General features: G+C 59.6%; 21 protein-coding genes. 2 read left to right on the forward strand and 19 right to left on the reverse strand.

The genetic code is table 11. The annotated features are described in order from the left end of the window. Nucleotides 1–84 precede the first annotated feature (84 nt). A complete protein-coding gene (locus AGR2A_RS19555; RefSeq protein WP_035207360.1) occupies nt 85–945 on the forward strand; it encodes a LysR family transcriptional regulator in 861 nt (286 codons plus the stop codon). A 6-nt stretch (nt 946–951) separates the two neighbouring features. Here the strand turns inward: AGR2A_RS19555 and glpK are convergent, their stop codons facing one another. The 19 genes from glpK to AGR2A_RS19650 all read right to left on the reverse strand — a co-directional run bounded on the left by glpK (nt 952) and on the right by AGR2A_RS19650 (nt 24,434). Continuing rightward, a complete protein-coding gene (glpK, locus tag AGR2A_RS19560; RefSeq protein ID WP_072494993.1) occupies nt 952–2,451 on the reverse strand; it encodes a glycerol kinase GlpK in 1,500 nt (499 codons plus the stop codon). Between the two features lie 69 nt (nt 2,452–2,520). Next, nucleotides 2,521–4,242: an ABC transporter substrate-binding protein gene (locus AGR2A_RS19565; protein ID WP_004437278.1), complete on the reverse strand. Its 1,722-nt coding sequence runs from the start codon at nt 4,240–4,242 to the stop codon at nt 2,521–2,523. Nucleotides 4,243–4,315: 73 nt separating this feature from the next. After that, the gene (locus AGR2A_RS19570) at nt 4,316–4,609 is read right to left on the reverse strand and encodes a DUF2160 domain-containing protein (RefSeq protein WP_072494992.1); all 294 of its coding nucleotides are present in this window, start codon (nt 4,607–4,609) and stop codon (nt 4,316–4,318) included. 2 nt (nt 4,610–4,611) lie between these two features. After that, nucleotides 4,612–5,535, reverse strand: a complete 924-nt coding sequence (locus AGR2A_RS19575; RefSeq protein ID WP_004437272.1) for a carbohydrate ABC transporter permease — start codon at nt 5,533–5,535, stop codon at nt 4,612–4,614. A gap of 3 nt (nt 5,536–5,538) precedes the next feature. Continuing rightward, nucleotides 5,539–6,405, reverse strand: a complete 867-nt coding sequence (locus AGR2A_RS19580; protein WP_004437268.1) for a carbohydrate ABC transporter permease — start codon at nt 6,403–6,405, stop codon at nt 5,539–5,541. A gap of 2 nt (nt 6,406–6,407) precedes the next feature. After that, a complete protein-coding gene (locus AGR2A_RS19585) occupies nt 6,408–7,478 on the reverse strand; it encodes an ABC transporter ATP-binding protein (protein WP_080823304.1) in 1,071 nt (356 codons plus the stop codon). Between the two features lie 12 nt (nt 7,479–7,490). Next, the gene (locus tag AGR2A_RS19590) at nt 7,491–8,561 is read right to left on the reverse strand and encodes an ABC transporter ATP-binding protein (RefSeq protein ID WP_006699929.1); all 1,071 of its coding nucleotides are present in this window, start codon (nt 8,559–8,561) and stop codon (nt 7,491–7,493) included. A gap of 36 nt (nt 8,562–8,597) precedes the next feature. After that, on the reverse strand, nt 8,598–10,121 hold the full coding sequence (locus AGR2A_RS19595) for a glycerol-3-phosphate dehydrogenase (protein ID WP_072494990.1): 1,524 nt from the start codon (nt 10,119–10,121) through the stop codon (nt 8,598–8,600). 108 nt (nt 10,122–10,229) lie between these two features. Further along, complete coding sequence (locus tag AGR2A_RS19600; protein ID WP_072494989.1) at nt 10,230–11,003, reverse strand: DeoR/GlpR family DNA-binding transcription regulator; 774 nt, start codon at nt 11,001–11,003, stop codon at nt 10,230–10,232. Between the two features lie 142 nt (nt 11,004–11,145). Beyond that, complete coding sequence (gene cysG, locus AGR2A_RS19605) at nt 11,146–12,612, reverse strand: siroheme synthase CysG (RefSeq protein ID WP_072494988.1); 1,467 nt, start codon at nt 12,610–12,612, stop codon at nt 11,146–11,148. Then, entirely contained in the window at nt 12,584–15,232 is a 2,649-nt protein-coding gene (locus AGR2A_RS19610; protein ID WP_072494987.1) for a nitrate reductase, read from the reverse strand. The genes cysG and AGR2A_RS19610 overlap by 29 nt, the downstream gene beginning before the upstream one ends. Nucleotides 15,233–15,470: 238 nt before the next feature. After that, nucleotides 15,471–15,806 (reverse strand): nitrite reductase small subunit NirD, encoded by a 336-nt coding sequence (gene nirD / locus AGR2A_RS19615; protein WP_004437252.1) that lies wholly within the window; start codon nt 15,804–15,806, stop codon nt 15,471–15,473. Between the two features lie 5 nt (nt 15,807–15,811). Beyond that, the gene (gene nirB, locus AGR2A_RS19620; protein ID WP_072494986.1) at nt 15,812–18,259 is read right to left on the reverse strand and encodes a nitrite reductase large subunit NirB; all 2,448 of its coding nucleotides are present in this window, start codon (nt 18,257–18,259) and stop codon (nt 15,812–15,814) included. Nucleotides 18,260–18,264: 5 nt separating this feature from the next. Then, a complete protein-coding gene (locus tag AGR2A_RS19625) occupies nt 18,265–19,062 on the reverse strand; it encodes an ABC transporter ATP-binding protein (RefSeq protein ID WP_072494985.1) in 798 nt (265 codons plus the stop codon). A 13-nt stretch (nt 19,063–19,075) separates the two neighbouring features. Beyond that, nucleotides 19,076–19,969 (reverse strand): nitrate ABC transporter permease, encoded by an 894-nt coding sequence (gene ntrB / locus AGR2A_RS19630; protein WP_072494984.1) that lies wholly within the window; start codon nt 19,967–19,969, stop codon nt 19,076–19,078. Between the two features lie 113 nt (nt 19,970–20,082). Beyond that, nucleotides 20,083–21,375 (reverse strand): CmpA/NrtA family ABC transporter substrate-binding protein, encoded by a 1,293-nt coding sequence (locus AGR2A_RS19635; RefSeq protein ID WP_072494983.1) that lies wholly within the window; start codon nt 21,373–21,375, stop codon nt 20,083–20,085. A 376-nt stretch (nt 21,376–21,751) separates the two neighbouring features. Next, nucleotides 21,752–23,047 (reverse strand): CmpA/NrtA family ABC transporter substrate-binding protein, encoded by a 1,296-nt coding sequence (locus AGR2A_RS19640; protein WP_072494982.1) that lies wholly within the window; start codon nt 23,045–23,047, stop codon nt 21,752–21,754. 33 nt (nt 23,048–23,080) lie between these two features. Further along, nucleotides 23,081–23,668: an ANTAR domain-containing response regulator gene (locus AGR2A_RS19645; protein ID WP_006699921.1), complete on the reverse strand. Its 588-nt coding sequence runs from the start codon at nt 23,666–23,668 to the stop codon at nt 23,081–23,083. A gap of 100 nt (nt 23,669–23,768) precedes the next feature. Then, the gene (locus tag AGR2A_RS19650) at nt 23,769–24,434 is read right to left on the reverse strand and encodes a GntR family transcriptional regulator (protein WP_004437233.1); all 666 of its coding nucleotides are present in this window, start codon (nt 24,432–24,434) and stop codon (nt 23,769–23,771) included. A 266-nt stretch (nt 24,435–24,700) separates the two neighbouring features. Here AGR2A_RS19650 and AGR2A_RS19655 point away from each other — a divergent pair, with 266 nt between their 5' ends. Then, nucleotides 24,701–25,957, forward strand: a complete 1,257-nt coding sequence (locus tag AGR2A_RS19655; RefSeq protein WP_004437230.1) for an NRAMP family divalent metal transporter — start codon at nt 24,701–24,703, stop codon at nt 25,955–25,957. The last annotated feature ends 4 nt before the right edge of the window (nt 25,958–25,961 follow it).

The raw sequence follows: 25,961 nt of genomic DNA on the forward strand, positions 1-25,961 counted from the left end.
GCAGCGGTTTTGCTTGAAACGCGCGCCACTATCGCTCATCATGATTTCGGATGCAAAGATTAACAGTTATCATGATTTGAGATAATGCTGAACCTTCAACATCTTGCCAGTTTCGTCATGCTCCAGCAAACCGGCAGTTTTACCCTTGCTGCCGAACGGCTCGGCATTGGCCAATCCACTGTCAGCCAGCATATTCAGAGGCTTGAAGCCTCCCTTGGCCGCCGATTGATCGCACGCAACACCCATCAGGTAAAACTGACCGGCGAGGGTGAGGCATTACTCGGTTACGCTCGCAACATGCTTGATATCGATAGCAAGGTCTCTTCGCTCTTCAGCGAAAGCCGCCTGCGTGGGCGCCTGCGGCTTGGTGTGTCGGAAGATTTTGTCGCCAGTCGCCTTACGACCATTCTGGAGGAATTCATTCGGCTTTACCCGCTGGTTGACCTTGAACTAACGGTCTCGCTGAGCGGTGTGCTTTACCAGATGCAGGACAATGGCGAACTTGACGTGGTGTTGGCCAAGCGTCGTCTCGGCGACAAGCTTGGTCATTTCCTTTATCGCGAACCGCTCGTCTGGCTGGCGCGCGATCCTGAGCGGATGCTGAACCAGCCGGATGCGCTCCCGCTGATTGCCTTTCCGCCACCGAGCATCACCCGGAAGGCGGCGCAGGAGGCGCTGGACCGGGCCGGTCTCGCCTGGCGGATCGTCTGCACTTGCGGCAGTCTCAGTGGACTAACCGCCGCAGCAAGGGCGGGCATGGGCATTCTGGTGCAGCCGCGCAGCATGGCGCCGGCTGGTCTGAAGGAGATTGCCGCAGGCGTGCTGCCGCTGCTGGAAGACGTGGAATTCGTGCTTCAACCGAGCAAGGGCGCGGAGGCGGAGCTGGTGCGCGCCCTTTCCGATCTCGTTTCCAGCAAGAGCATCGCACCCGGCAGTTTCGTGTAACCGGCCTTAATTGTCCCGTTTCGAGAGGCAACGGCCGACGCTGTCGCGCCAGCCTGCGATAGCGTTCTTCCGCTCGCTCTCTTCCATCTCGGGGCTGAAGCGGCGGTCGCGCCGCCAATGGTCGGCGAAGGCCTTGCGGTCCGGCCAGATGCCGGCACGTGAGGCCGCAAGCCAGGCGGCACCAAGGATTGTCGTCTCGAGAAACACCGGTCTATCGACGGGCGCGGCGAGAAGATCTGCCAGCCGCTGCATCGTCCAATCGGAGGCGACCATGCCGCCGTCGACCCTCAGCACCGTCTTGCCATTGTCACCTGCCCAGTCCTTGCGCATCGCATCCAGCAGGTCGAACGTCTGATAGGCAACGCTTTCGAGCGCCGCGCGGGCAAATTCCGCCGGGCCCGTCCCGCGTGTGAGGCCGAAGATCGCACCCCGCGCTTCGGCATCCCAATAAGGCGCGCCAAGACCGGTAAAGGCAGGCACGAGATAAACGCGCTGCTTTGGATCGGCCTTTTCGGCAAGCGCGCTGACTTCTGATGCAACCGAGATGAAACCAAGCTCGTCACGCAGCCACTGCACCGCCGCCCCGGCGATGAAGATAGAGCCTTCCAGCGCATAGGTCGTCACGCCGTCGAGACGATAAGCAATCGTCGTCAGCAGCCGGTTTGTGGAGGCCACCCGGTCTGTGCCCGTATTGAGAAGTGCGAAGCAGCCGGTGCCGTAGGTCGATTTCATCATGCCCGGCTCGAAGCAGGCATTGCCGATCACCGCCGCCTGCTGGTCGCCCGCAACGCCGAGGATGGGAATTTCCGCGCCCAGAAGCGACTTGTCAGTTACGCCGAAATCGGCGGCGCAATCCAGAACCTCCGGCAGCATGGCGCGGGGGACGTCGAGGATGGACAGGAGCTCATCATCCCAGACATTGTCTTCGATATTATAGATCAGCGTTCGCGAGGCGTTGGTGGCGTCGGTCACGTGCCGGCGGCCGCCGGTGAGACGGTAGATCAGGAAACTGTCGACGGTACCGAAGCAGATTTCTCCCTTGCCCGCCCTTTCGCGAAGACCGCTGACGCTGTCCAAGAGCCATTTCAGCTTCGTGCCGGAAAAATATGGATCGAGCAGCAGTCCGGTCTTTTTAGAGAAGAGCGGTTCCAGCCCCCTTCTTTTCAAATCCTCGCAGACCGGGGCGGCACGGCGATCCTGCCAGACCACGGCGCGGTGCACCGCTTCGCCGGTGTTGCGGTCCCACAGCACCGTCGTTTCCCGCTGATTGGTGATGCCTATCGCCTCTATATCGGTTGCGGCGATGCCGGCATCGGCAAGTGCAAGTCGGATGGTTTCAAGCACACTTTTCCAGATGTCTTCGGCATCGTGTTCGACCCAGCCGGAGGCAGGAAAATGCTGCGGAAATTCTCGCTGCCCGACACCGATGACCCGCATGTCGCGATCAAAGACCATCGACCTTGTCGATGTCGTGCCCTGATCGATCGCCAGAATATAACCGCCCATTATGTCACTCCCTTTCAAACGCAATGACGGGGCGGCAGAGCCGCCCCGATTTAAGATTTTATGCAGACATCACTTCTGCCAGCTTTTCACCAGTTCGTCGTAATTGACGGTGACCGGCTTTTCCTTTTCGTTGGCGATCTTCAGCTGCGGCGCGAGATTGCCCTTCGAAACGGCGTCCTTGTTCCAGTATTCGATATCATGCTCTTCCGCCAGCTTCGGGCCGATATCGCCCTGCACGCCAGCACGTTCCAGGCGGCTCATGACCTTTTCCTGTTCAGCGCAGAGCGAGTCCATGGCAGCCTGTGCGGTCTTGGCACCCGACGACGCATCGCCGATTGCCTGCCACCAGAGCTGCGCCAACTTTGGATAATCAGGAACGTTGGTGCCGGTCGGCGACCACTGAACGCGGGCCGGCGAGCGATAGAACTCGACAAGACCACCGAGCTTGGAGGCCCGGTCCGTGAAGCTCTTGTGATGGATGGTGCTGTCACGAATGAAGGTGAGACCGACATGGCTCTTCTTCACATCCACGGTCTTTGAGGTCACGAACTGCGCATAGAGCCATGCGGCCTTGGCGCGGTCGTCTGGCGTGGATTTCATCAACGTCCAGGAACCCACATCCTGATAACCGAGCTTCATGCCGTCCTTCCAGTAGACGCCGTGCGGCGAGGGTGCGACGCGCCATTTCGGCGAACCGTCCTCGTTCACCACAGGCAGGCCGGGCTTGGCCATGTCGGCAGTAAAGGCCGTGTACCAGAAGATCTGCTGGGCGATGTTGCCTTGTGCCGGCACCGGGCCTGACTCGGAGAAGGTCATGCCCTGCGCTTCCGGCGGCGCATATTTCTTCAGCCATTCGAGATATTTCTCGATGGAATAGACCGAAGCGGGACCATTGGTATCACCACCGCGCGCCACGCAGGAGCCGACCGGCTGCGACTTGTCATTGACCTTGATGCCCCATTCATCGACCGGCAGGCCGTTTGGCAGGCCCTTGTCGCCATTGCCGGCCATGGAAAGCCAGGCATCGGTGAATCGCCAGCCGAGCGAGGGGTCCTTCTTGCCGTAGTCCATATGGCCGAAGACCTTCTTGCCGCCGACGTCGCGGCCGGTGAAGAATTCGGCGATGTCCTCATAGGCCGACCAGTTGACGGGAACGCCGAGGTCGTAGCCGTACTTGGCCTTGAAGTCCGCTTTGTTCTTGTCGTCGTTGAACCAGTCGTAACGGAACCAGTAGAGGTTCGCGAACTGCTGGTCGGGAAGCTGGTAGAGCTTCTTGTCCGGTGCCGTCGTGAACGCGCTGCCGATGAAGTCCTTGAGGTCGAGACCGGGATTGGTGACATCCTTGCCTTCATTGGCCATGAAGTCCGTCAGGTTGCGCACCTGCTGGTAACGCCAATGGGTGCCGATGAGGTCGCTGTCGTTGACCCAGCCATCGTAAAGGTTCTGGCCGGTCTGCATCTGGGTCTGGATCTTTTCGACAACGTCACCTTCCTGGATAAGGTCGTGCGTCACCTTGATGCCGGTAATGGCGGTAAATGCAGGCGCCAGAACCTTTGATTCATATTCATGCGTGGTCAGGGATTCGGATACGACCTTGATCTCCATGCCCGCGAAAGGCTTCGCGGCATCAATGAACCATTGTACTTCCTTTTCCTGCTCTGCACGGGAAAGCGCCGACATGTCGCCGATTTCCTTGTCCAGAAACTGCTTTGCTTCCTCCATTCCGGCAAAAGCCGAACCTGTCATTGCCAGCAGCATGGCTGCCGTCGTCGTCATCAGATGCCGTCGCATATCAGTCCTCCCAAGGGTTGCGATTGCATGAAGTCTGCGAGATGCGGTTTCCTCCGCCGCATCTTTTCCTGCTCTAGACAAAACGGAAAACGCCAACGGCGTAGACCACGGATAGAGCGAGAGCCCACCACAGGTTCGGGCCGACCAGCCCGAGCCATGCGAGATGAATGAAGGCGCTGCCAAGCAGCGAGATGAACAACCTGTCACCACGCGTCGTTTCGAAGCGCAACAGGCCGAAGCGGGGATTGCCGCCGGGCGAGAGACGTTCCCAGAGCCACATGCCGACCAGCAAAACCGCGATGGTGCCGAAAAAGGCAGCCGTCTGCCACGTCCACGCCATCCAGGTAAAATCGGGCATCTTCGTCATGGTCAAACCCTTCCCAGCGCAAAGCCTTTGGCGATGTAATTGCGCACGAACCAGATCACCAGAGCGCCGGGTATCAGCGTCAACACGCCGGCAGCGGCAAGCAGGCCCCAGTCCATGCCGGCGGCAGAGACGGTGCGCGTCATCGTCGCGGCGATCGGTTTTGCGTCCGTGGTGGTCAACGTGCGGGCGATCAGAAGCTCGACCCACGAGAACATGAAGCTGAAGAAGCAGGCCACGCCGATGCCGGAAGCGATGAGCGGCATGAAGATCTTCACGAAGAATTTCGGGAAGGAGTAGCCGTCAATATAGGCGGTCTCGTCGATTTCCTTCGGCACGCCGGACATGAAACCTTCGAGAATCCAAACCGCCAGCGGCACGTTGAACAGGCAATGCGCGAGCGCCACCGCAATATGCGTGTCAATCAGCCCGAAAGCGGAATAGAGCTGGAAGAACGGCAGGGCAAAGACCGCCGGTGGCGCCATGCGGTTGGTCAAAAGCCAGAAGAACAGGTGCTTGTCGCCGAGAAAACGGTAACGCGAAAAGGCATAGGCCGCTGGCAGCGCGACAGCCACCGAGATCACCATGTTCATGACGACATAAATGATCGAATTGATATAGCCGGAATACCAGGATGAATCGGTGAAGATCGTCCTGTAGTTCTGCAGCGTCGGCTGATGCGGATAGAGCGTCATGGAAGAGACGATTTCCGCATTCGTCTTGAAGCTCATATTGATAAGCCAGTAGATCGGCACGAGCAGAAGCAGGATGTAGATGGTCGGCACCAGCCAGGAAAACCGGGATGGCCCGTGATGGCGGCGTGAGCGCGCCGTTGCGGCAAAGCTGGGTCTTGCCGACGTGGCAACGCCCGACGAGCCGGAGACCAAGCCGTTACGTTCCACGCCGGTCGTGACATTGGAGGCGCTCATGACTCAGGTCTCCGCGTCGTGGCTGGTCATCACGGTATAGAACACCCACGATAACAGCAGGATGATGAGGAAGTAGATCAGCGACATGGCCGCTGCCGGGCCGAGGTCGAACTGGCCAAGTGCCATCTTCACGAGATCTATGGACAGGAAGGTTGTGGAATTGCCCGGGCCGCCGCCGGTGACGACGAAGGGTTCGGTATAGATCATGAAACTGTCCATGAAGCGCAGCAGGAAGGCGATCAGCAGCACCCGTTTCATCTTCGGCAGCTGGATGAACCGGAACACCGCAAAACGCGACGCGCCATCGATCCTTGCCGCCTGATAATAGGCGTCAGGAATGGAAACCAGGCTGGCATAACACAGAAGCACGACAAGGCTCGTCCAGTGCCACACATCCATGATGACGACGGTAATCCAGGCATCGACGGGATCGTTGACATAGTTGTAGTCGAGCCCGAGCTGATTGGCGTAATAACCGAGAAGTCCGATATCGCTGCGCCCGAAGACCTGCCAGATCGTGCCCACCACATTCCACGGCACCAGCAGCGGCAGTGCCATGGTGACGAGGCAGATCGGCACGCCGATGCCGGATTTCGGCATTTTGAGTGCGATGAAGATGCCGAGCGGAATTTCAATCGCGAGGATGATGCCGGAGAATAGCAGGTTGCGCCCCAGCGCATCCCAGAACCGGTCCGACGCCAGGATTTCCTCGAACCATTGCGTTCCCGCCCAGAAGAACTGGTTGTTGCCGAAGGTGTCCTGCACCGAATAATTCACGACGGTCATCAGCGGAATGACGGCGGAGAAGGCGACCAGCACCAGCACTGGCAGCACCATGAACCATGCCTTGTTGTTCCAGCTTTTTTCCATGGTCAGGCCCCCATCTTTACACGCCAGGAATCGGCGAAAACACCGATGGCGGCCGGGTCGAAGCGCACACCGGCCTCCGCCGGGATTTCCTCGTCTTCGGCCACGACGATCGCGAGTTTCTGGCCGGCGAACCGGGCGCGCACGATCTTCTGCCGGCCGATATCCTCGACCTTATCGACAGTGATGGGCATGCCGCCGCGTTCCAGCCGGACGAATTCCGGGCGGATGCCGATTTCGATGCGCTGCCCCGATGCGATCGTCGGCGCACCTGCCAGCGGCACACCAAGACCGCCGACTACGGCCGTCGTCCCTTCGATATTGGCGGGCAGCACATTCATGCCCGGCGAGCCGATAAAATAACCGACAAATGTATGCCCCGGCCGCTCGAAAAGCTCAGCCGGCGTGCCGATCTGGACAATCTGGCCGTCATACATCACCACCACCTTGTCGGCGAAGGTCAGCGCTTCGGTCTGGTCATGGGTGACGTAGACCATAGTGAAACCGGACTGGCGTTGCAGGCGCTTCAGCTGCGAGCGCAGCACCCATTTCATATGCGGATCGATGACCGTCAGCGGCTCATCAAAGAGAATGGCGTTGACGTCGGAGCGTACGAGGCCGCGCGCCAGCGAGATCTTCTGCTTCTGGTCCGCCGTCAACCCGCGGGCCCTGCGTTTGGCCATACCGGAAAGGTCGGTCATCTCAAGGATTTCCCGCACGCGGCGGTCGACCTCGGCCTCCGGCACATGCCGGTTGCGCAGCGGAAAAGCAAGATTGTCGTAAACTGTCATCGTGTCGTAAACGACCGGGAACTGGAACACCTGGGCGATATTGCGATCTTCAGTCGCAAAATCCGTGACGTCTGTTCCGTCGAACGCGATGCGGCCTTCGGAGGGGCGCAGCAGGCCAGAAATGATGTTGAGCAGCGTGGTCTTACCACAACCGGAGGGACCGAGAAGTGCATAGGCCCCGCCATCCTCCCATTCGTGATGAACCTCCTTCAGCGCATAATCGCCGGCAGCCTGCGCCTTGGCGTTATAGGCGTGGCGGATATGATCGAGCGTGATACTTGCCATGACCGATCCCCCTTACGCCGCTTCGCCGATGGCGCGGCCATTTGCGTCGAATGCCATCAGGTGGCTTGTATCGAGAAACAGCTCGATATCCCTGTCCGGTTCGATGTCGTGAATGCCATGCGCCAGCATGACCCAGCGTCGGCCCGAAAATTCCACATGCACGAAGCTTTCCGACCCGGCGATTTCCGAGATCAGCGTCCGCGCCCGTATAGACTGCCGTGCTTCACCCTTCGCCTGCGGGAAAAGATGATGCGGCTGGAAAGCGATGGTCAAAGGTCCATCCGGCACGGTGGCAAGGTGCGCCGGCACCGCGACAACGGCGCGATCAGCACGGGTAAAGGCTCCACCCGTCTTGATGACCTCGATGGTGTTGAGCGGCGGGTCGGCGAAAATTTCCGCCGTCACAATATCCACCGGGCGCCGGTAAACCTCGATGGTGCGACTGAACTGGGTTACCCTGCCCTCGTTGAGTGTTGCCGTATTGCCGCCCAACAGCAGCGCCTCTGACGGCTCTGTGGTGGCATAAACGAAGATCGCGCCCGACTCCGCGAAAATGCGCGGCAGCTCCTCGCGCAATTCTTCGCGCAGCTTGTAATCGAGATTGGCCAACGGCTCATCGAGCAGCACCAGAGTGGCGTTCTTGACGATGGCGCGGGCAAGTGCCGTGCGCTGCTGCTGGCCGCCGGAAAGATTGAGCGGCGTACGGTCGAGATAGGGTGTAAGCCTCAGAAGCTCCGCGGCTTTTCTCACTTCCCGGTCGATGGTTGCCTGATCCTTGCCCGCAACCCGCATCGGCGAGGCAATGTTTTCGTAAACGCTGAGCGCCGGATAGTTGATGAACTGTTGGTACACCATGGCGACATTGCGCTTCTGGACCGGCCAGCCGGTCACATCCTCGCCGTTGACCAGGATCGAGCCGCTGCTTGGCTTGTCCAGCCCCGCCATAAGCCGCATGAGCGACGTCTTGCCCGAAAGCGTCGGTCCAAGCAGAACGTTCAGGCTTCCGCGCTGCAACGTCAGATCCGTGGGATGAATATGATAGTCACCGCCCACCATCTTCGAGACATTTCGCAATTCAAGCATGGTGATCCAAAGCCTCCTCCGCTTTTGTCCGGATCGTCAGATTGCCTTCAATCGTCCACCTGCAATGTCATCGATGTAGTCCTCCAACCCGCGCACCTCGTCGGGGGTCAAAAACAGCCCCTGCTTGGTACGGCGCCACAGAATATCCTCCGCCGTCAGCGCCCATTCCCGCGCCATCAGCCAGCGAACTTCAGCTTCGTAGAGCGTGCCGCCGAAATACCGCCCAAGCGCCGGCGCGTCTGTCGCATTGCCTATCATCGCCGCCACATCGGTGCCGTAGCAGCGGACAAGCCGCTCCGCATGACGCTTTTCCAGGAAGGGATAACGCGATAGCAGCGCAGAAACCTCCGCAGCATAAGCTTCTACATTGAAATTTCCGCCCGGCAGATGAGAACCCGCTGTCCATCGGGCTCCCTTTGTTCCCAGCGCATCGCCGATCTTTTCAAGAGCATGTTCGGCGAGTCGCCGATAAGTGGTGAGCTTGCCGCCGAAAATATTGAGAAGTGGTGCCTCGCCGTCGGTCCCCTCGGTCTTCAAGACATAATCACGCGTCGCCTCCTGCGCTTTTGACGCGCCGTCATCAAAAAGCGGCCGCACCCCGGAATATGTCCAGACGATATCGGACGGCTTCACCGGTTCGGCAAAATATTCACTCGCCGCGCTGCAGAGATAGCTGATTTCCTCGTCGCTGATCTTAACAGCCCGGGGGTCACCGGTATAGTCGCGATCCGTCGTGCCGATCAGGGTGAAATCCTGTTCGTAAGGGATGGCGAAAATGATGCGGCCATCCGGATTCTGAAAGAAGTAGGCGCGCGGATCGGAGAACTTCTTGCGCACGATGATATGGCTGCCCTGGACGAGGCGAACATTGTGAACGTTGTTTTTTCCGAAGGTCGCCGACAGAACCCTGTCGACCCATGGACCGGCGGCATTCACCAACATCCGTGCCCGGTGGACCTGCGTTTCTCCGGCGGCATTTCTCGTCTCGACCCGCCAGAACGCGCCGTCGCGCCGCGCGGAAATCACCTGCGTCCGATTGAGGATCAACGCGCCACGGTCAGCGGCATCACGGGCGTTCAGCACGACCAGGCGGGCGTCATCGACCCATCCGTCGGAATATTCGAAAGCCCGGGCGAAAATCGGTTTCAAAGGCTTTCCGGCCGGATCACGGCGCAGATCGAGCGAGCGGGTGGCGGGCAGAAGCTTGCGGCCGCCAAGATGATCGTAAAGGAAGAGCCCGAGACGCACGAGCCACGCCGGACGCACACCGCCCTTCTGGAAGGGCAGCACGAAACGCATGGGCCAGATGATATGAGGCGCCATCGCCCACAGAACCTCGCGTTCCATCAGTGCTTCGCGCACCAGACGAAACTCGTAATGTTCGAGATAACGCAGGCCGCCATGAATGAGCTTGGTTGCAGCAGACGACGTACCGGAGGCGAAATCGTTCATTTCCGCAAGTGCGACGGAATAGCCCCTGCCGACGGCGTCGCGCGCAATGCCGCAGCCATTGATACCGCCGCCGATCACGAAAATATCGTGAATTGCCTCGTCAGACATGCACCCTCCCGCGCTTTCATCGACGCTCTCCTCATCGATATATTGAAAGCACGACCATCTAATTCGAAGACAAAACGAATGTCAATCGAAATTCCGACAGCCCGTGGATCAGGTGCCGCGGGCCTCCGTCTCGATCAGCCGGACATCATGATCGGCGCAGATACCGCGGATGGAATCAATCGGACAATGATCGGTGATGAAGGTATGAACCTGCGAAAGATGGCCGATGCGGACAGGGGCCGTCCGTTCGAATTTGAGCGAATCCGATACCACAATCACATGGCGCGCGTTGGAGATGATTGCCTGCGCAACCTTGACCTCGCGGAAATCGAAATCCAGCAGGGCGCCGTCCTCATCGATGGCGGACACGCCGATGACGGCGAAATCCACTTTGAACTGGCGAATGAAATCCACGGCCGCTTCGCCGACAATGCCGCCATCGGAGCCGCGCACGACACCACCGGCAATCACCACCTCAATACCCGGGAAAACGCGTAACCTGTTGGCAACATTTATATTATTCGTGATGACCATCAGTTCGTGATGATCCGCCAGCGCTTCGCCCACCGCCTCCGTGGTCGTGCCGATGTTGATGAAAAGCGACGAATTGTTGGGAATGAGAGCGGCGGCAGCGGCCCCGATCGCCTGTTTCTCCACGGAAGCAATCGCCCGCCGAGCCTCGTATTTGACATTTTCATTGCCGCTTGGAAAAAGCGCGCCGCCGTGGATGCGGGTCAGAACACGGGTATCGCAGAGGTCGTTCAGGTCCTTGCGGATCGTCTGAGGGGTGACGGAAAACCGCGATGCCAGCTCGTCGACCAGCACTCGCCCGTTCGCTTTCGCCAGCGCGACGATTTCATCCTGACGCGGTGTGAGCAACATTTCGCCCTCCCTCCTCTTTCAATTTTTTCGTTTTATTGAAGAGCGAACGAAAAACCAATGTCAAGGGATGGTTTAGGCCGACCGTGGGTGGCCGCGTCGACGTCGTGTGTCAAAAATTTGCGCCGGGGCGGCGCGTGGTCCGTCATCGAGCTATCAGAACGGGCGGAAGGATCTCCTTTGCGTCCATCAAGGACAGCGCCGGGGAAGCGCCTCGGAACGCGTCGCCAATGCCGATCAGAACGGGCTCGTTTACCCCCAGCCGCTCGATTGCCGCAGACAGTTGCGTGAGTGTGCCGCACCAGCGCTGCTCATTCGCCCGGGTGACGGAAACCACGACGGCAACGGGCGTCGAGGCGTCCATGCCGTGGGCGAGCAAGGAGGACTGGATTGCCGCCGCGGTTCGCCCGCCCATGTAAAAAACCGTGGTTACGGCGGGGTCGGCAAGCGATGTCCAGTCAATATTCTCCGGCAGCTTTCCCTGACGGGAATGGCCGGTGATGAAGCGCACCGACTGGGCGTGGTCGCGATGGGTCAGGGAAATGCCCATGCGGGAGGCCATGGCGCTTGCCGCGGTGATGCCGGGCACGACATCGACGGGAATGTTTTCAGCCGCCAGCGCGGCGATCTCCTCACCGGCGCGCCCGAAAATCATCGGATCGCCGGATTTCAGGCGCACGACCCTTTTTCCCGCCTTTGCAAGCCGGATCATCATGTCGTTGATATCTTCCTGCCTGCAGCTTTCGCGGCCGCCGCGCTTGCCAACCAGCATGCGCTTGGCCTCCCGCCGCGCCAGCTCCAGCACCTCGGCTGAGACAAGATCGTCAAACAGAATGACATCTGCCGCCTGCAGGGCGCGCACCGCTTTCAGCGTCAGAAGTTCGGCGTCTCCAGGGCCGGCGCCCACAAGCGTCACCCGCCCCCCAACCTCGCAAGCCTGCATTCCGGTAGCCATCAGCAATCGTTCTGCGCTCTCTTCGTCCAGCCTTTCGGTAAAGGCCCGATCAACGAATTTCTCCCAGAACAGCCGCCGGGACGGACCTGGCGTCAGCCGCAGGTTAACCCGCTCACGGATGGTCTGGGCAAGCGCGCCCCAATCCCTGAGCGAGGGCGGCAGCAATGTCTCAATGCGCCGACGGATGGCCTGAGCCAGAATAGGTGCTGCGCCATCGGTGGAGATCGAGACGACCACTGGCGAGCGATTGACGATGGAGCCGAACTGGAACTGGCAGAATTCCGGCTTGTCGATGACGTTGACGGGAACACCCGCTGCCCGCGCAGCGGCATGAAAGGCTGCCGCCTCCGTATCCGTTTCGCAATCCGCCAGCGCCAGTTCCGCATTGGCGAATATGCCACTATGCCAGCGCATGGCATGGAAATGCAGGCGAGTGCTTCTGGCAACGAGCCCTGCAAATGTCTCGGACAGGTCACCCCTCTCACAAAAGACATGCAATTCCGCGCCGCAGGCCAGCAACAGCTCCGCCTTCCAGGCGGCCCCATCCGATCCGCCCGCCAGCACCACGCGCTTGCCCTCAAGCCCCCAGAAAACCGGCAGCTTGGCGAGTTTCTCCATGCGGGCCGGTTCATTCCGCTGCGGTTTTAAGGCATCCATTGATGACCCCCTTGATTTCGGCGCGGCACGAGCCGCAATTGGTGCCGGCATTCAACACCTTGCCGATGGCTTCGACGCTATGGCAGCCATCCCGGACTGCGGCCGTGATCTGGTTGACGCCGACATTGAAGCAAGAGCAGACCGTGGCCCCCGGATCGGGACGGCCGGCTCCGGGGCGACCGGCGATCAGCGCAAATCGCATTCGCAGATCCTCATGGCGCTCGGTCAATTGTAAAATCGCCCAGTTGCGGGCAACAGCCACCGGCCGCCTTGCGATGAACAGCGCCACCAGCAGTATATCGCCATCGAAAAAGGCAAGGCGCAGATCGCCGGTTTGCCGGTCGCTGTAACCCAGCGGCTCGATCCCGGCGTCGATGCCGAAGACCTGTCGCGCCCAGAGCGTCCAGTCCTGCGGCTCTTCCGCAAAGGCAAGCTCCATGCGATAGCCGCCATCCGCCTTTGCAATGGCCCAATAGGTGCAGTCCGGCGCATCGGGCCGGGTGCGGGAAATGGCGAAACCGTAAGCCTTCGCTTCGAAACGTCTTGCCCTCACGCCCGTGTTTTTCGAGGCGGGCTGGCCGGAATAAGGGTCCGTGACCGGGGCCACAACCATATCGATCCGCGCCAGCGAGGCGAACTGGTCGTTCCAGTGCATCGGCGCGAAGACCGACCCGCGCGCCTGCCTTTCGCTGATCAACGCCCGCAGCAGAACCTTACCATGTGGACTTTCCAGCTCTACCAGATCGGCGCTTTCGATGCCCAGCGCCTGTGCATCGCGCGGGTGAAGCTCGGCGAATGGCTCGGCGATATGGGCGGTAAGGCGTGCGCTTTTGCCGGTGCGGGTCATGGTATGCCACTGGTCGCGAATGCGCCCGGTATTCAGCGTCAGCGGATAGTCCGCCGACGTTCTGTCCACCTCCGGCAAGGCTGTGACGATGAACCGCGCCTTGCCATCGGCGTGATAAAACCGGCCATCTGCGAAGAAACGCGCCGTGCCGGCGTCACCTGCCTGCGGTCTTGGCCATTGGAAGGGCGCCATCCCGTCATAGACTTTCGGGTCGACGCCACTGATGTCGAAATCGCGACTGCCCAGATTTTCGAAGCCAGACAGAGCCGCATGTTCGGAGAAAATCTCCGACGCGTGCCGGAAGGCAAAGGCTGCGCCGAAACCCATGCGCCGGCCCACTTCCGCCATCTGCCACCAGTCCGCTTTCGCTTCACCGGGTGCATCGAGAAAACCGCGCTGGCGGGAAATGCGCCGCTCGGAATTGGTGACCGTGCCGTCTTTTTCCCCCCAGCCAAGCGATGGCAGAAGCACATGGGCATGGCGCGCCGTATCGGTCTTGTCCATGACATCGGACACCACGACGAATGGACAGGCCTTGATGGCCGCTTCGACAGCACCGGCGTCAGGCATGGACACCACTGGATTGGTTGCCATGATCCACAGCGCCTTGATGCGGCCATCGGCCACGGCCCGAAACATATCAACGGCTTTGAGGCCGGGTTTTTCCGCAATGGCAGGCGAGGCCCAGAAGCGCTGCACGCGATCACGATCCCCGGCACTTTCGATGGCCATATGGGCGGCCAGCATGTTGGCCAGCCCGCCGACCTCGCGCCCGCCCATGGCGTTCGGCTGACCGGTCAGCGAAAACGGTCCCATGCCGGGCCTGCCGATGCGACCGGTCGCAAGGTGGCAATTGATGATAGCGTTGACCTTGTCGGTGCCGCTTTGCGATTGGTTGACGCCCTGGCTGTAACAGGTGACGGTTTTTTGGGTGCGTTCGAACAATTCGTAAAAGGAAATCAGTTCGGCAATCGTCAGCCCGGTGGCCTCAGCGATATCAGGCAGGCTATATTCGGTTGCTGCCTGCATCGCAGCATCAAAACCGACCGTGTGATCTTCCACAAAGGCGTGATCGACTGCAGGACTACCGGAAAGATGCGCCAGCAGGCCGGTAAACAAGGCCACGTCTCCATCCGGGCGGATGGCGAGGTGCATATCGGCAATATCGGCGCTCATCGTGCGACGCGGATCGATGACAACGACTTTCATTTCCGGCCGTGCCGCCTTTGCCGCCGCTAGCCTCTGGTAGAGGACGGGATGGCACCAGGCGAGATTTGAACCGGTGAGGATCACCAGATCGGCAAGCTCCATATCCTCATAGGTGCCCGGCACCGTATCGGCCCCGAAAGCGCGGCGATGGCCGGCGACCGAGGACGACATGCAGAGCCTTGAGTTGGTATCGATATTGGCCGAACCGATGAAACCTTTCATCAGCTTGTTGGCAAGGTAATAATCCTCCGTCAGCAATTGGCCGGAGACGTAAAAGGCGACCGAATCCGGGCCATGTTCGGCAATGGTGTCGGAGAAGCGGGAAGCGACGAGATCAAGCGCTTCGTCCCATGTTGCCCATTTGCCATTGATCTCAGGGTGAAGAATGCGTCCTTCAAGGTCGATGGTTTCGGCGAGAGCCGAGCCCTTGGAGCACAGCCGGCCGAAATTGGCGGGGTGGTCCTGATCGCCTCTGATGGAAACGATGCCATCGTCGTTGACGGTGGCGATGACGCCGCAGCCGACGCCGCAATAGGGACAGGTGGTTTTGGTTTCAACGGGCATGGGTTTGCCCTCTCAGCGTGTGGCGGTTCCGCCGCCTCAACGTGTAGCGCTTACCCCCCTCTGCCCTGCCGGGCATCTCCCCCTCAAGGGGAGAGATCAATCGCGGCACAAACTTCCATTCACAACTGGCGTCGTCGCCGGTGGAGAGGGAACGAGGAGCCCTCCGCTTGTCGATCTCCCCCCTTGAGGGGGAGATGCCCGGCAGGGCAAAGGGGGGTAAAGCCACCGCCATCGCAATTCACTCCGCCGCAATCATCAGGGTTTCGAGCGCTATCGAAAGCCTTCCATCCAGATTACGCACCGGGATGGTCCGCACCTCGCCCTCGTCTGCCCCCAGCGCTTTGCCGGTCTCCAGCGAAATGACCCAATTGTGCAGCGGACACGTCACTGAAGCGCCATGCACGATGCCTTGGCTCAACGGCCCGCCCTTGTGCGGGCAATGATCCTCGATGGCGAAGACATGATTTTCCGCTGTGCGGAACACGGCGATCTTGCCCATCGGCGTTTTTACGCACCGTGCGCCGCGCAGTGGGATGTCGGAGATGTCACCAATATCGACCCAGTTGCCTTCCATCGTTCTCACTCCGCTGCCTCGCTGAAACCGATTGCCGCCATGGGCCTGAATTCGTGCTTGTCGTGGCCGGACACACGCTCGGACCAGGGATCGACCTGTGCGAATTTCTGGCTGAAGACGAAGCGTTCGAAATAGGCTCGACGCTTCTCCGCATCATTCATGATCTGGCGACGAACCTCGTCGTAGCCGATGCGCTTGGCCCATTTGTAGATGCGCTCAAGGTAGCGCGCCTGCTCACGGTACATTTGGGTGAGCGCCACGATATGCTCCAGCGCCTCATCCTCGGTTCTGACAAGACCCAGAACTTCAGTGCCCTTGATATCGAGACCGGCGGCGCCGGCGAAGTGGATCTCGAACCCGGAATCGACGCAGATGACGCCAATATCCTTGCAGGTGGCCTCGGCGCAGTTGCGCGGACAGCCTGAAACAGCAAGCTTCAGCTTGGCGGGTGTCCACGAGCCCCACATGAATTTTTCAATGCGGATGCCAAGCCCGGTGGAATCCTGCGTGCCGAAGCGGCACCATTGCTGGCCGACACAGGTCTTCACGGTGCGCAAGCCCTTGGCATAGGCCTGGCCGGAAATGAACCCGGCCTTGCCGAGATCGGCCCAGACCGCCGGCAAATCCTCCTTCTCGATGCCGAGAAGGTCGATGCGCTGGCCGCCCGTCACCTTCACCATCGGGATTTCGAACTTGTCGACCACATCGGCAATCGCCCGAAGTTCGGAGGAGGAGGTGACCCCACCCCACATACGCGGCACGACGGAATAGGTGCCATCCTTCTGGATGTTGGCGTGGACGCGCTCATTGATGTAACGCGACTGATAGTCATCGGCATATTCGTCCGGGAAATCGCAGACGAGGTAATAGTTGAGCGCCGGCCGGCATTTCGCACAGCCGCAGGAGGTTTTCCACTCAAGCTCCTGCATCACAGCGGGAATGGTCTTAAGACCCTTGGCCTTGATGAGACGGCGTACATCGTCGTGGCCGAGATCGGTGCATTTGCACATGGGCTGCACGGCAGCGGGGTTATAACTGTCGCCGAGCGTCAGCGTCATCAGCTGTTCGACGAGGCCGGTGCAATTGCCGCAGGAGGCGGAAGCCTTGGTGTGGGCGCGCACATCATCCAGAGACGTCAATCCCTTGGAGGTGATGGACGAGGTGATCTTACCCTTGCAAACGCCGTTGCAGCCGCAGATTTCCGCATCATCCGGCAAGGCTGCAACGGCCGCCATAGGGTCCAGCGGCGACCCTCCCTGATAGGCATGACCGAAGATCAGGGTCTCACGCATGGCAGAAATATCGGTGGACTTCTTCATCAGGTCGAAGAACCACGATCCGTCCGACGTCTCGCCGTAAAGCACCGCGCCGATGATGCGGTTTTCCTTGAGGATCAGGCGCTTGTAGACGCCGGCCGTGGCGTCTCGCAGCACGATTTCCTCGCGGTCGTCGCCTTCTGCGAAATCGCCGGCGGAAAACAGGTTGATGCCGGTGACCTTGAGCTTCGTGTTAGTGACGGAGCCGTGATATTCGGCCGAACCGCCGCAAAGGCGGTCGGCTAACACCCGGGCCGATTCATAAAGCGGGGCAACCAGCCCGTAGCACATGCCGCGATGTTCCGCGCATTCGCCGAGCGCATAGATCGAGGCGTCCGACGTCATCATGCCATCGTCAACGACGATACCGCGATTGACGGCAAGACCGGCTTCCCTGGCAAGACCGGAAGCGGGACGGATACCGACCGCCATCACCACCATGTCGCCTTTGATGATCCTGCCGTCTTCCAGCTCGATGCCTTCGACCTTCTCCTTGCCAAGAATGCATTTGGTATTGGCCTTGGTGATGATGTCGATGCCGCGCTCGGTGAGCGCCTTCTCCAGAAGATAGGCCGCTGCCGGATCAAGCTGACGCTCCATGATCGTCGGCATCAGGTGGATGACGGTGACGTCCATTCCCTGACGCTTGAGACCATAGGCGGCTTCCAGCCCGAGAAGCCCGGCGCCGATGACAATGGCGCGGCCCTTTCCTTCTGCGATCTCCAGCATCTTCGTCACATCATCGAGATCGCGATAGGCGAGCACGCCGGGCAATTGATGGCCGGGGACGGGAATGATGAAGGGCAGAGAACCGGTGGCGATCACCAGCTTGTCATAGGAAGCCGTAATACCGTTTTCGCTGGTGACGGTCTTTTTGTCCCGATCGATACCGGTGACCTTCGCACCCTTGTGCAGCGTCACATTATTGGCCGCATACCAGTCGTCATTGTGGATGACGATGTCCTCGTAGCTCTTTTCGCCTGAAAGCACCGGCGAGAGCATGATGCGATCATAATTAACACGCGGCTCAGCGTTGAAAATGGTGACATCGTAGAGGCCGGGCGCGGTTTCGAACAGGTTTTCCAGCATGCGCCCCGGCGCCATGCCATTACCGATGATGACGAGTTTTTGCGTCATGGTCGTTACTCCGCGGCTTCGACGAAGCGGTGACGTTCGTAAAGGAACTTCAGCACGGCCTCGCGGCATTTGAGGTAGGTCTTGTCGGATGCAAGCTCGATACGGTTGCGCGGGCGTGCCAGCGGCACCTCGAGCACTTCGCCGATGTGAGCTGCGGGACCGTTGGTCATCATCACGATACGGTCGGAGAGCAACACAGCCTCGTCCACGTCATGGGTGATCATGACCATGGTGTTGCCGAGCCGGGCGTGGATTTCCATCACCGCGTCCTGAAGATGGGCGCGGTTCAGCGCATCTAGCGCCCCGAAAGGCTCGTCCAGCAGCAGGATTTTCGGCTCCATGGCGAGCGCCCGGGCAATGCCGACACGCTGTTTCATGCCGCCGGAAATTTCCGAAGGCTTTTTGTCTTTCGCGTGCCCCATCTGAACGAGATCGAGATTGCGCATGACCCAGTCATGCCGCTCGGGGCGGGTCTTGGCGTTGCGAAAGACCTTCTCGACAGCGAGATTGACGTTTTCATAAACCGAAAGCCAAGGCAGCAGGCTGTGGTTCTGAAACACGACGGCGCGTTCAGGTCCGGGTTCGTTGACCTCCCGGTTTTCGAGGAGCACGGCACCGGCGGAGACTTTCGTCAACCCGGCGATGAGGTTCAGCATGGTGGATTTGCCGCAACCGGAGTGGCCGATGACCGAGACGAATTCACCCTTTTCGATAGTGAGGTTGATGCCTTTCAGCACCTCGGCGCGCGAGCCGCCCTTGTCGAAATATTTGTCGATGTGATCGAGCTTGAGATATGCGTTCATAGTTATCGCCCTTTCAGTTGGCCGCAGCGCCGCGGGTGATGACGTTGCCGAGCGCCGCCACCAGCTTGTCGAGCATGAAGCCGACGACGCCGATGTAGGCGAGTGCCACGATGATGTCGGGCAGGCGCGAGGAATTCCAAGCGTCCCAGATGAAGAAGCCGATGCCGACGCCGCCGGTCAGCATTTCCGCCGCCACGATGGCGAGCCATGACAGGCCGATGCCGATGCGCAGGCCGGTGAAGATGTAGGGTGCCGCCGAAGGCAGCATGATCTTGAAGAAGAATTCGAGCTGGTTCAGCCGCAGCACCTGCGCCACGTTGCGGTAATCCTGCGGAATGTTGCGCACGCCGACTGCGGTATTGATGATGACCGGCCAGATGGAGGTGATGAAGATCACGAAAATGGCCGACGGATTGCTGTCCTGGAAGGCGGCCAGTGAAAGCGGCAGCCAGGCGAGCGGCGGCACGGTGCGCAGCACCTGAAAGATCGGATCGAGCCCGCGCATCGCCCAGACCGACTGGCCGATGACAGCCCCGAGAATGATGCCGGCGATGGCGGCAAGGCCGAAACCGTAGGCCACCCGCTCCAGCGAGACCAGCACGCGCAGGCCGAGACCTATATCCTGCGAGCCGTTATGGAAGAACGGCGATACGATGAGATCGTAGCTCTCCTCTAAAACCTGGCTCGGCGGCGGCAGGGAGGCGCCGGGGGCGGAACAGAGCAGCTGCCAGACAGCAAGCAGAATGGCGAGAACGACAAACGGCGGGATGATGTTGCGGGCCGCTACCACAGCCCATTTGCGCAGATCAATCCGCGGCGACTGTTTCGGCGCGAGCGCCACGACATTTGCCTTCTTCGCTGCCTGCTGCTGCGGCTCTTCGTTGAATTTTCGGGCCAATGCGGACATGGGCATTTCCTCTTGATGTCGGTTACGGTCTGGGCTCGCCCCTCACCCGGTCTTCAGCCGCACCGGTTGGGAAGCGCGGCCGGCGGATGAAGGGCGACGCCCGGGTCTCCTCCTCAGGAGGCCGCCTTGATGGACAGGCTTTCGAGATAGGCCGACGGGTTTTCCGGGTCGAAGACCTTGCCGTCGAAGAAGGTTTCCTTGCCGCGCGAGATGGAGGCGGGAAGATCGGTTACGCCGAGATCCTTGGCGGCCGCGCGCCAGATATCCTCTCGGTTCACCTTCGCAACCAGCGCCTTCACATCGGTGTCGGGCGCGAATTTGCCCCAGCGGATGTTTTCGGTGATGAACCAGCTGTCGTGGCTGCGGAAGGGATAGGAGGCATGGTCCTGCCAGAACTTCATCTGCAGGCCGGTGTTTTCGAGCGCGCGGCCGTTGCCGTAATTGATATTGCCCTTCAGACGGCCAAGCACATCCTTCGGCGGCACGTTGAACCATTGGCGTTTGCCGAGGATGGTGGACATTTCTTCCTTGTTCGCCATCTCGTCGCACCATTGCTGCGCTTCCATGACCGCCATCAGCAGCGCCTTGGCGGCGTTGGCGTTCCTTTCCACCCAGTCGGCGCGCATGCCGAGCGCCTTTTCCGGATGGCCCTTCCAGAGTTCGCCTGTCGTACAGGCAGTAAAGCCGATGCCCTGATTGACCAACTGCTCGTTCCAGGGCTCGCCCACACAGAAGACGTCCATGTTGCCAACCTTCATGTTGGCGACCATCTGCGGCGGCGGAACGACGATGGTGGAAACGTCCTTGTCGGGATCGATACCGCCGGCGGCAAGCCAATAGCGGATCCAGAGATCATGCGTGCCGCCCGGGAACGTCATCGCGGCCTTGATTTCCTTGCCTTCCGCCTTCTTTTTCTCGAACGCCACCTTCAGTTTGGAGGCATCGAGTTGAACGCCGGTATCTGCATATTCCCTGGCGACGGAGATGCCTTGGCTGTCGAGGTTCAGGCGGGCGAGGATTGTCATCGGCACCGGCACATTGTTCTGGGTTACCTTGCCCGTATGCATCAGATACGGCATCGGCGTCAGAATATGCGCGCCGTCAATACCGTTCGAAGCGCCGCCGAGCACCAGATTGTCGCGCGTTGCGCCCCATGACGCCTGCTTCAGAACCTCGACGTCAGGCATGCCATGCTTGGCGAAGAGGCCCTTTTCCGCGGCGATAACGAGCGGTGCGGCGTCGGTGAGTGCGATGAAGCCGAGTTTTGCGCCTTTGACCTCAGGCTCGGCGGTGGCTGCGAAAGCCCCGGAGGGAAACGCGCCGCGTACCGCACTGACAAGGGCTGCGGTGGCCGTGGTCTTCAAAATCGCGCGGCGGCTGACAGCGCCGGAGAATATCTTTTTCATTCGCATGTTCCCCTTATTGGGCCACCCGTGGGTGACGTTTTCGCTTGCGAAAAAACCGGAAAATAAAAAAACGCCGCTCGGTGTTTGCGTCTGCGGACGGGAGAAGTCCGGACTGCAAAACCTTGCGACGTCTGTGTCTTTGAAAGCGCCTATGCCGCGCCCTGCTCGCTCCGATCGCCGTTGACCGGTGCGAAAAACAAAAAGCAAGAGGCGTGCCAGTTTATCAAAATTAGATTATAACCCTGAAAAGAAAGGCGTATTTCAGGAGATGAGCTTTACGACTAAATTTTAATCAGGGATTTTCTTGACTTGCATTTGGGCAAATGGAGAAATCCAGCGCTTGAATTTTACGCAGCTTGACCAGCTTGGGGACCGTTTATGCCTCACCGGAAGCGTGAGAAACAGCCGTAGATGTACGTACTGAAAATTTCTTCACATAGCCTTCTATGTCGGCGGGATCGAATATGAGGCCATCTACGAAACGATCACCTTCTTCCTGCCCTTCGACACGGATATCGGCATCATCAGGTGCATTGGCGTCGCCCAGCACCGCCCGGTAAATATCCGGCCGGTAGGAAGACAAGGCGGCCGCCACGCCTTTGCGAGAAAATTCCGCCTGCCCCCAGCGGATCATCTGGCTGTAAATCCACAAAGCCTGACTTTGCCGGGGATAATTCGCATGGCCGCCATGAAAAGTGAAATATTTGTCGATCACGCGCCTATTCCCCATGCTATCAATGCTGAATTCACCGGCAAGCACACGACGGATAATCGCCTCAGGCGCTCCGATGTAACGCGGATCGGCAAGGGCCCGGCTTAGTTCATCGTGATTTTCTGCAAGGTCGCACCAGCGCGCGGCCCCATCAAGCACCGTCAGCAGCCGTCCGACCGCTTCTTGTTGGTTTGCCGCCCATTCGGGCCGCATGCCGATGACCTTTTCGGGTGCGGAAGGCCACAAATCCTGCTTGGCGGCAACGATCCGACCGACACCGCGTTCGGCGGCGACGATATTCCACGGCGCTCCAACGCAGAAACCGTCAATCGCTCCCGCAGCGAGCGCATCCGATGTCAACGGCGGCGGCACGACCACAAGCTTGACATCGTTATCGGGGTGAATGCCACCAGCGGCAAGCCAGTAGCGAAATTCGTAATTATGCGAGGAAAACGGGTAGGTCATGCCAAGCGTCGGTGGCGGCTCGCCGCGGGCACGCATATCATCGAGCACACGCTTCAGCGCCTCAGCATTTTCGAGCGCTCCCGCCGTTTCGGAAAGTCCGGTCACGGCCTCCATGCGGTCAAACAGGCGGGTCGAAAGCGTGATCGCATTGCCGCCGCGTCCGAGTGAAAAAGGCGTAATCGTCGGCGACGGGTTGGAACCGAGCCCGAGCATGGAGGCGACGGGCATTGGCGATAGCATATGGGCAATGTCGAATTGCCGGAACGCCAGCCGGTCACGAACATTTGCCCAGGAAACGTCTTTCACGAGATCGAGCGTAATGCCCTCGCGTTCTGCAAAGCCGAATTCGGCCGCTGCGATAAGAACCGATGCGTCAACAAGGGGTATAAAGCCAGCACGCAGGATTTTCTGCCGGTCACTGCCGACCAGTGCCGGTGCGCCGGGGGCTTTCGTCGCTCCGCTGTCTGGTCCTGCCGTTTGTTCCGGTGCCGCCATGTTATTCACTCCACGCTGTCCGGCTGGTCTTCGTCACATCAACAGACCGGCCGCGGTGACCACGCTTTGCGCGATCTCGGATATCTTCTTTTTCTCGTTCATTGCCGTTTGCCGCAGAAGTGCAAAGGCCTCTTCTTCAGAAAGGCCGCGCATCTTCATCAATATGCCTTTGGCGCGTTCGATGACCTTGCGCTCCTCAAGCGCCGATTTCGCATCGGCCAGCTCCCGCTGCAGGCGGCTGAAAGCATTGAAGCGGCTGACCGCCATATCGAGAATCGGTTTCACACGCTCTTTCTTCAACCCGTCCACCACATAGGCGGAGACACCGGCCTCGACGGCTGCCTCGATGGAGGCGGTGTCGGAACGATCGACAAACATGGCGATAGGCCGGCCAACCGTGCGGGTGAGCTGAAACAGATGCTCCATCATGTCACGATTGGGATTTTCAAGATCGATGAAAATGACATCAGGCTGCAGCGTCTCGATGGTGCGCGCCACCCCGTTCACCTCGTGGATGACGGTAACGCGCTGATAGCCCGCCTCGCGCAGGCCCTCCTCTATGATGGAAGCGCGGATCGCGTTTTCGTCGATAACGAGAATTGTCAGGTCGCGAAGCGTCATGCCAGCATTGATGACGCAGCGCAGCAAACTTGGCAACCGCCCTGATCGGCAAAAGTGAAACAGTACGGCACGAGACGTTTCGCCGCCGCCTCCCGCTATGTCAGGAGGCGTGTTCCACGGCACGTTCGAGCGCTTTCAGGACCGTACGCTCTGAAAGATTGAGATAGGTGTCCATCTCGTCACCCGCTTCCTGCGCCTTGCCTTCCTCCATCAGTGACAGAATCTTGCTGTTCATGTCGACAAATGGAGAATGAAGCTGTTCGGGATCTTTCAAGAGACCGAAACACAGCCGGAGTTCAGCGGCAATACGCTCGTAAAAATCGCTGATCCGGGCACTGTCGAGGAGATCAACGACAGCGGCATGAAATTTCATGTTGGCGCTGCCCACGCCCAGCCAATCAGCAGCCTCACGCTTCACCTTCGCATCCTCAACCGCCGCCCGCATCGTTTTGATCGCGGGGTGCTTGTGCCAGGCCTGCCGCAGCGCGCCGCATTCCACCATGCGCCGCACCCGGTAGATATCGATGACCGAGGACATGGTGGGAACTGCGACGAACACACCGCGATTGGCCTCATGACGCAGAAGCCCATCCTTGGTCAAAAGCCGGAATGCCTCGCGCAGCGAATTGCGGGAGACATCGAAACGTTCACTGAAGGCTGCCTCTGACAGGCGCTGCCCCGGCGCCAGCTCACCTGATATCAGCAGGGTACGAATACCCTTGGCCAATCGATCCGCAAGCGGCAGACCCTCTATCGTTTCCGTCATGGCGCTCCTTTCCTAAGAGCAATGCAGCATCGGGAATTCCGTGACAGGCATGTTCGGACACGGCATGTTCTGCCCATAGCACAAAGCATTAGCAAAGCACGAAAAAAACATGCTGAATTCATGCGCATAACGTCCAACAAATAGACAAAATAAGAGAACGATTATTATTTATTGTTGAACAATGTTGACAATTTCGCGGAACAGGCCAAACTCGGTCTCATAAAGCATCCGCGAGGGGCGGATTGCAAATGGAGCGGAGAAAATCCATGGAGCAGAATAAGCTCTCGCCCGCCGACCCTAACGAGGTTGCGCGCAAGGCGAAGAATCAACGGTATGCCTTGCTTTCGGCAATGTTCTTGATGTCGATGTCGGCCGTCGGACCGGGCTTCATCACACAGACCGCAAATTTCACGGTTAAACTGGGCGCCGCATTCGCATTCGCCATCGTCATTTCCGTCCTCATCGACTTTGTCGTGCAGGCCAATATCTGGCGCATCGTCACCATTACCCGCATGCGGGCACCGGCCATTGCCAATGCCGCTATTCCGGGTTCGGGTTATCTGCTTGCGATTCTCGTCATTATCGGCGGCCTGTTCTTCAACATCGGCAATATTGGCGGCGCGGGCCTCGGCTTCAACGCCATGATCGATCTCGATCCGAAGATCGGCGGTGCAATCGGTGCACTGGCGGCCATCGGAATCTTCCTGTCCCGCCGCGCCGGCATTGCCATGGACCGCGTGGTTTTCGTCGCGGCCTTTGTCAAGCTGGCGTTGATCGTTTATGCGGCATATGTTTCCGGCCCGCCGGTCGCGGAAGCCTTCCGCCAGACTTTCCTGCCAGACACCATCGATTTCGTCACCATCACCACCATCGTCGGCGGCACGGTTGGCGGCTACATCACCTATGCCGGTGCGCATCGCCTGCTGGACAAGGGCATGGTGGGCATTGAAAATATCAACGCGGTCAATCGCGCGGCGCTCAGCGGCATCGCCATCACCGGCGTCCTGCGCTACGTCCTGTTCCTTGCCATCCTCGGCGTTGTCGCAAGTGGCGTGGTCATCGATCTCTCCGGCAAGGCGGCGAATCCGGCCGGCCAAGCTTTCCATGCCGCCGCCGGCAATATCGGCTACCGCCTGTTCGGCGCCGTCTTCCTCGCCTCGGCCATGACCAGCATCATCGGCGCGGCCTATACCTCCGTGTCATTCCTGACAGCTTTCAAGCCTGACATAACGGAGCGTCAGCGTAATCTGGCAACGGTCGGCTTCATCGCCATTTCGCTGATTGCCTATGTCATCATCACCACCCCGCCTGCAGCCATGCTCGTCTTCGTCGGCGGTCTCAACGGTCTCGTCCTGCCGATCGGTCTTTCGATCTTCATGTATGCCGCCTGGAAGCGCGCGGATCTGATGCACGGGTACCACTACCCGCGCTGGCTGCTGGTGCTTGGCGTGCTGACCTGCGCGCTCACCTGGTATATGGCCTATAAATCGGCGGGCGCGATCTTTGCCCTGCTCGGCTACTGATGGA

The organism is Agrobacterium genomosp. 2 str. CFBP 5494 (genome assembly GCF_900013495.1).
GTDB lineage: Bacteria > Pseudomonadota > Alphaproteobacteria > Rhizobiales > Rhizobiaceae > Agrobacterium > Agrobacterium pusense.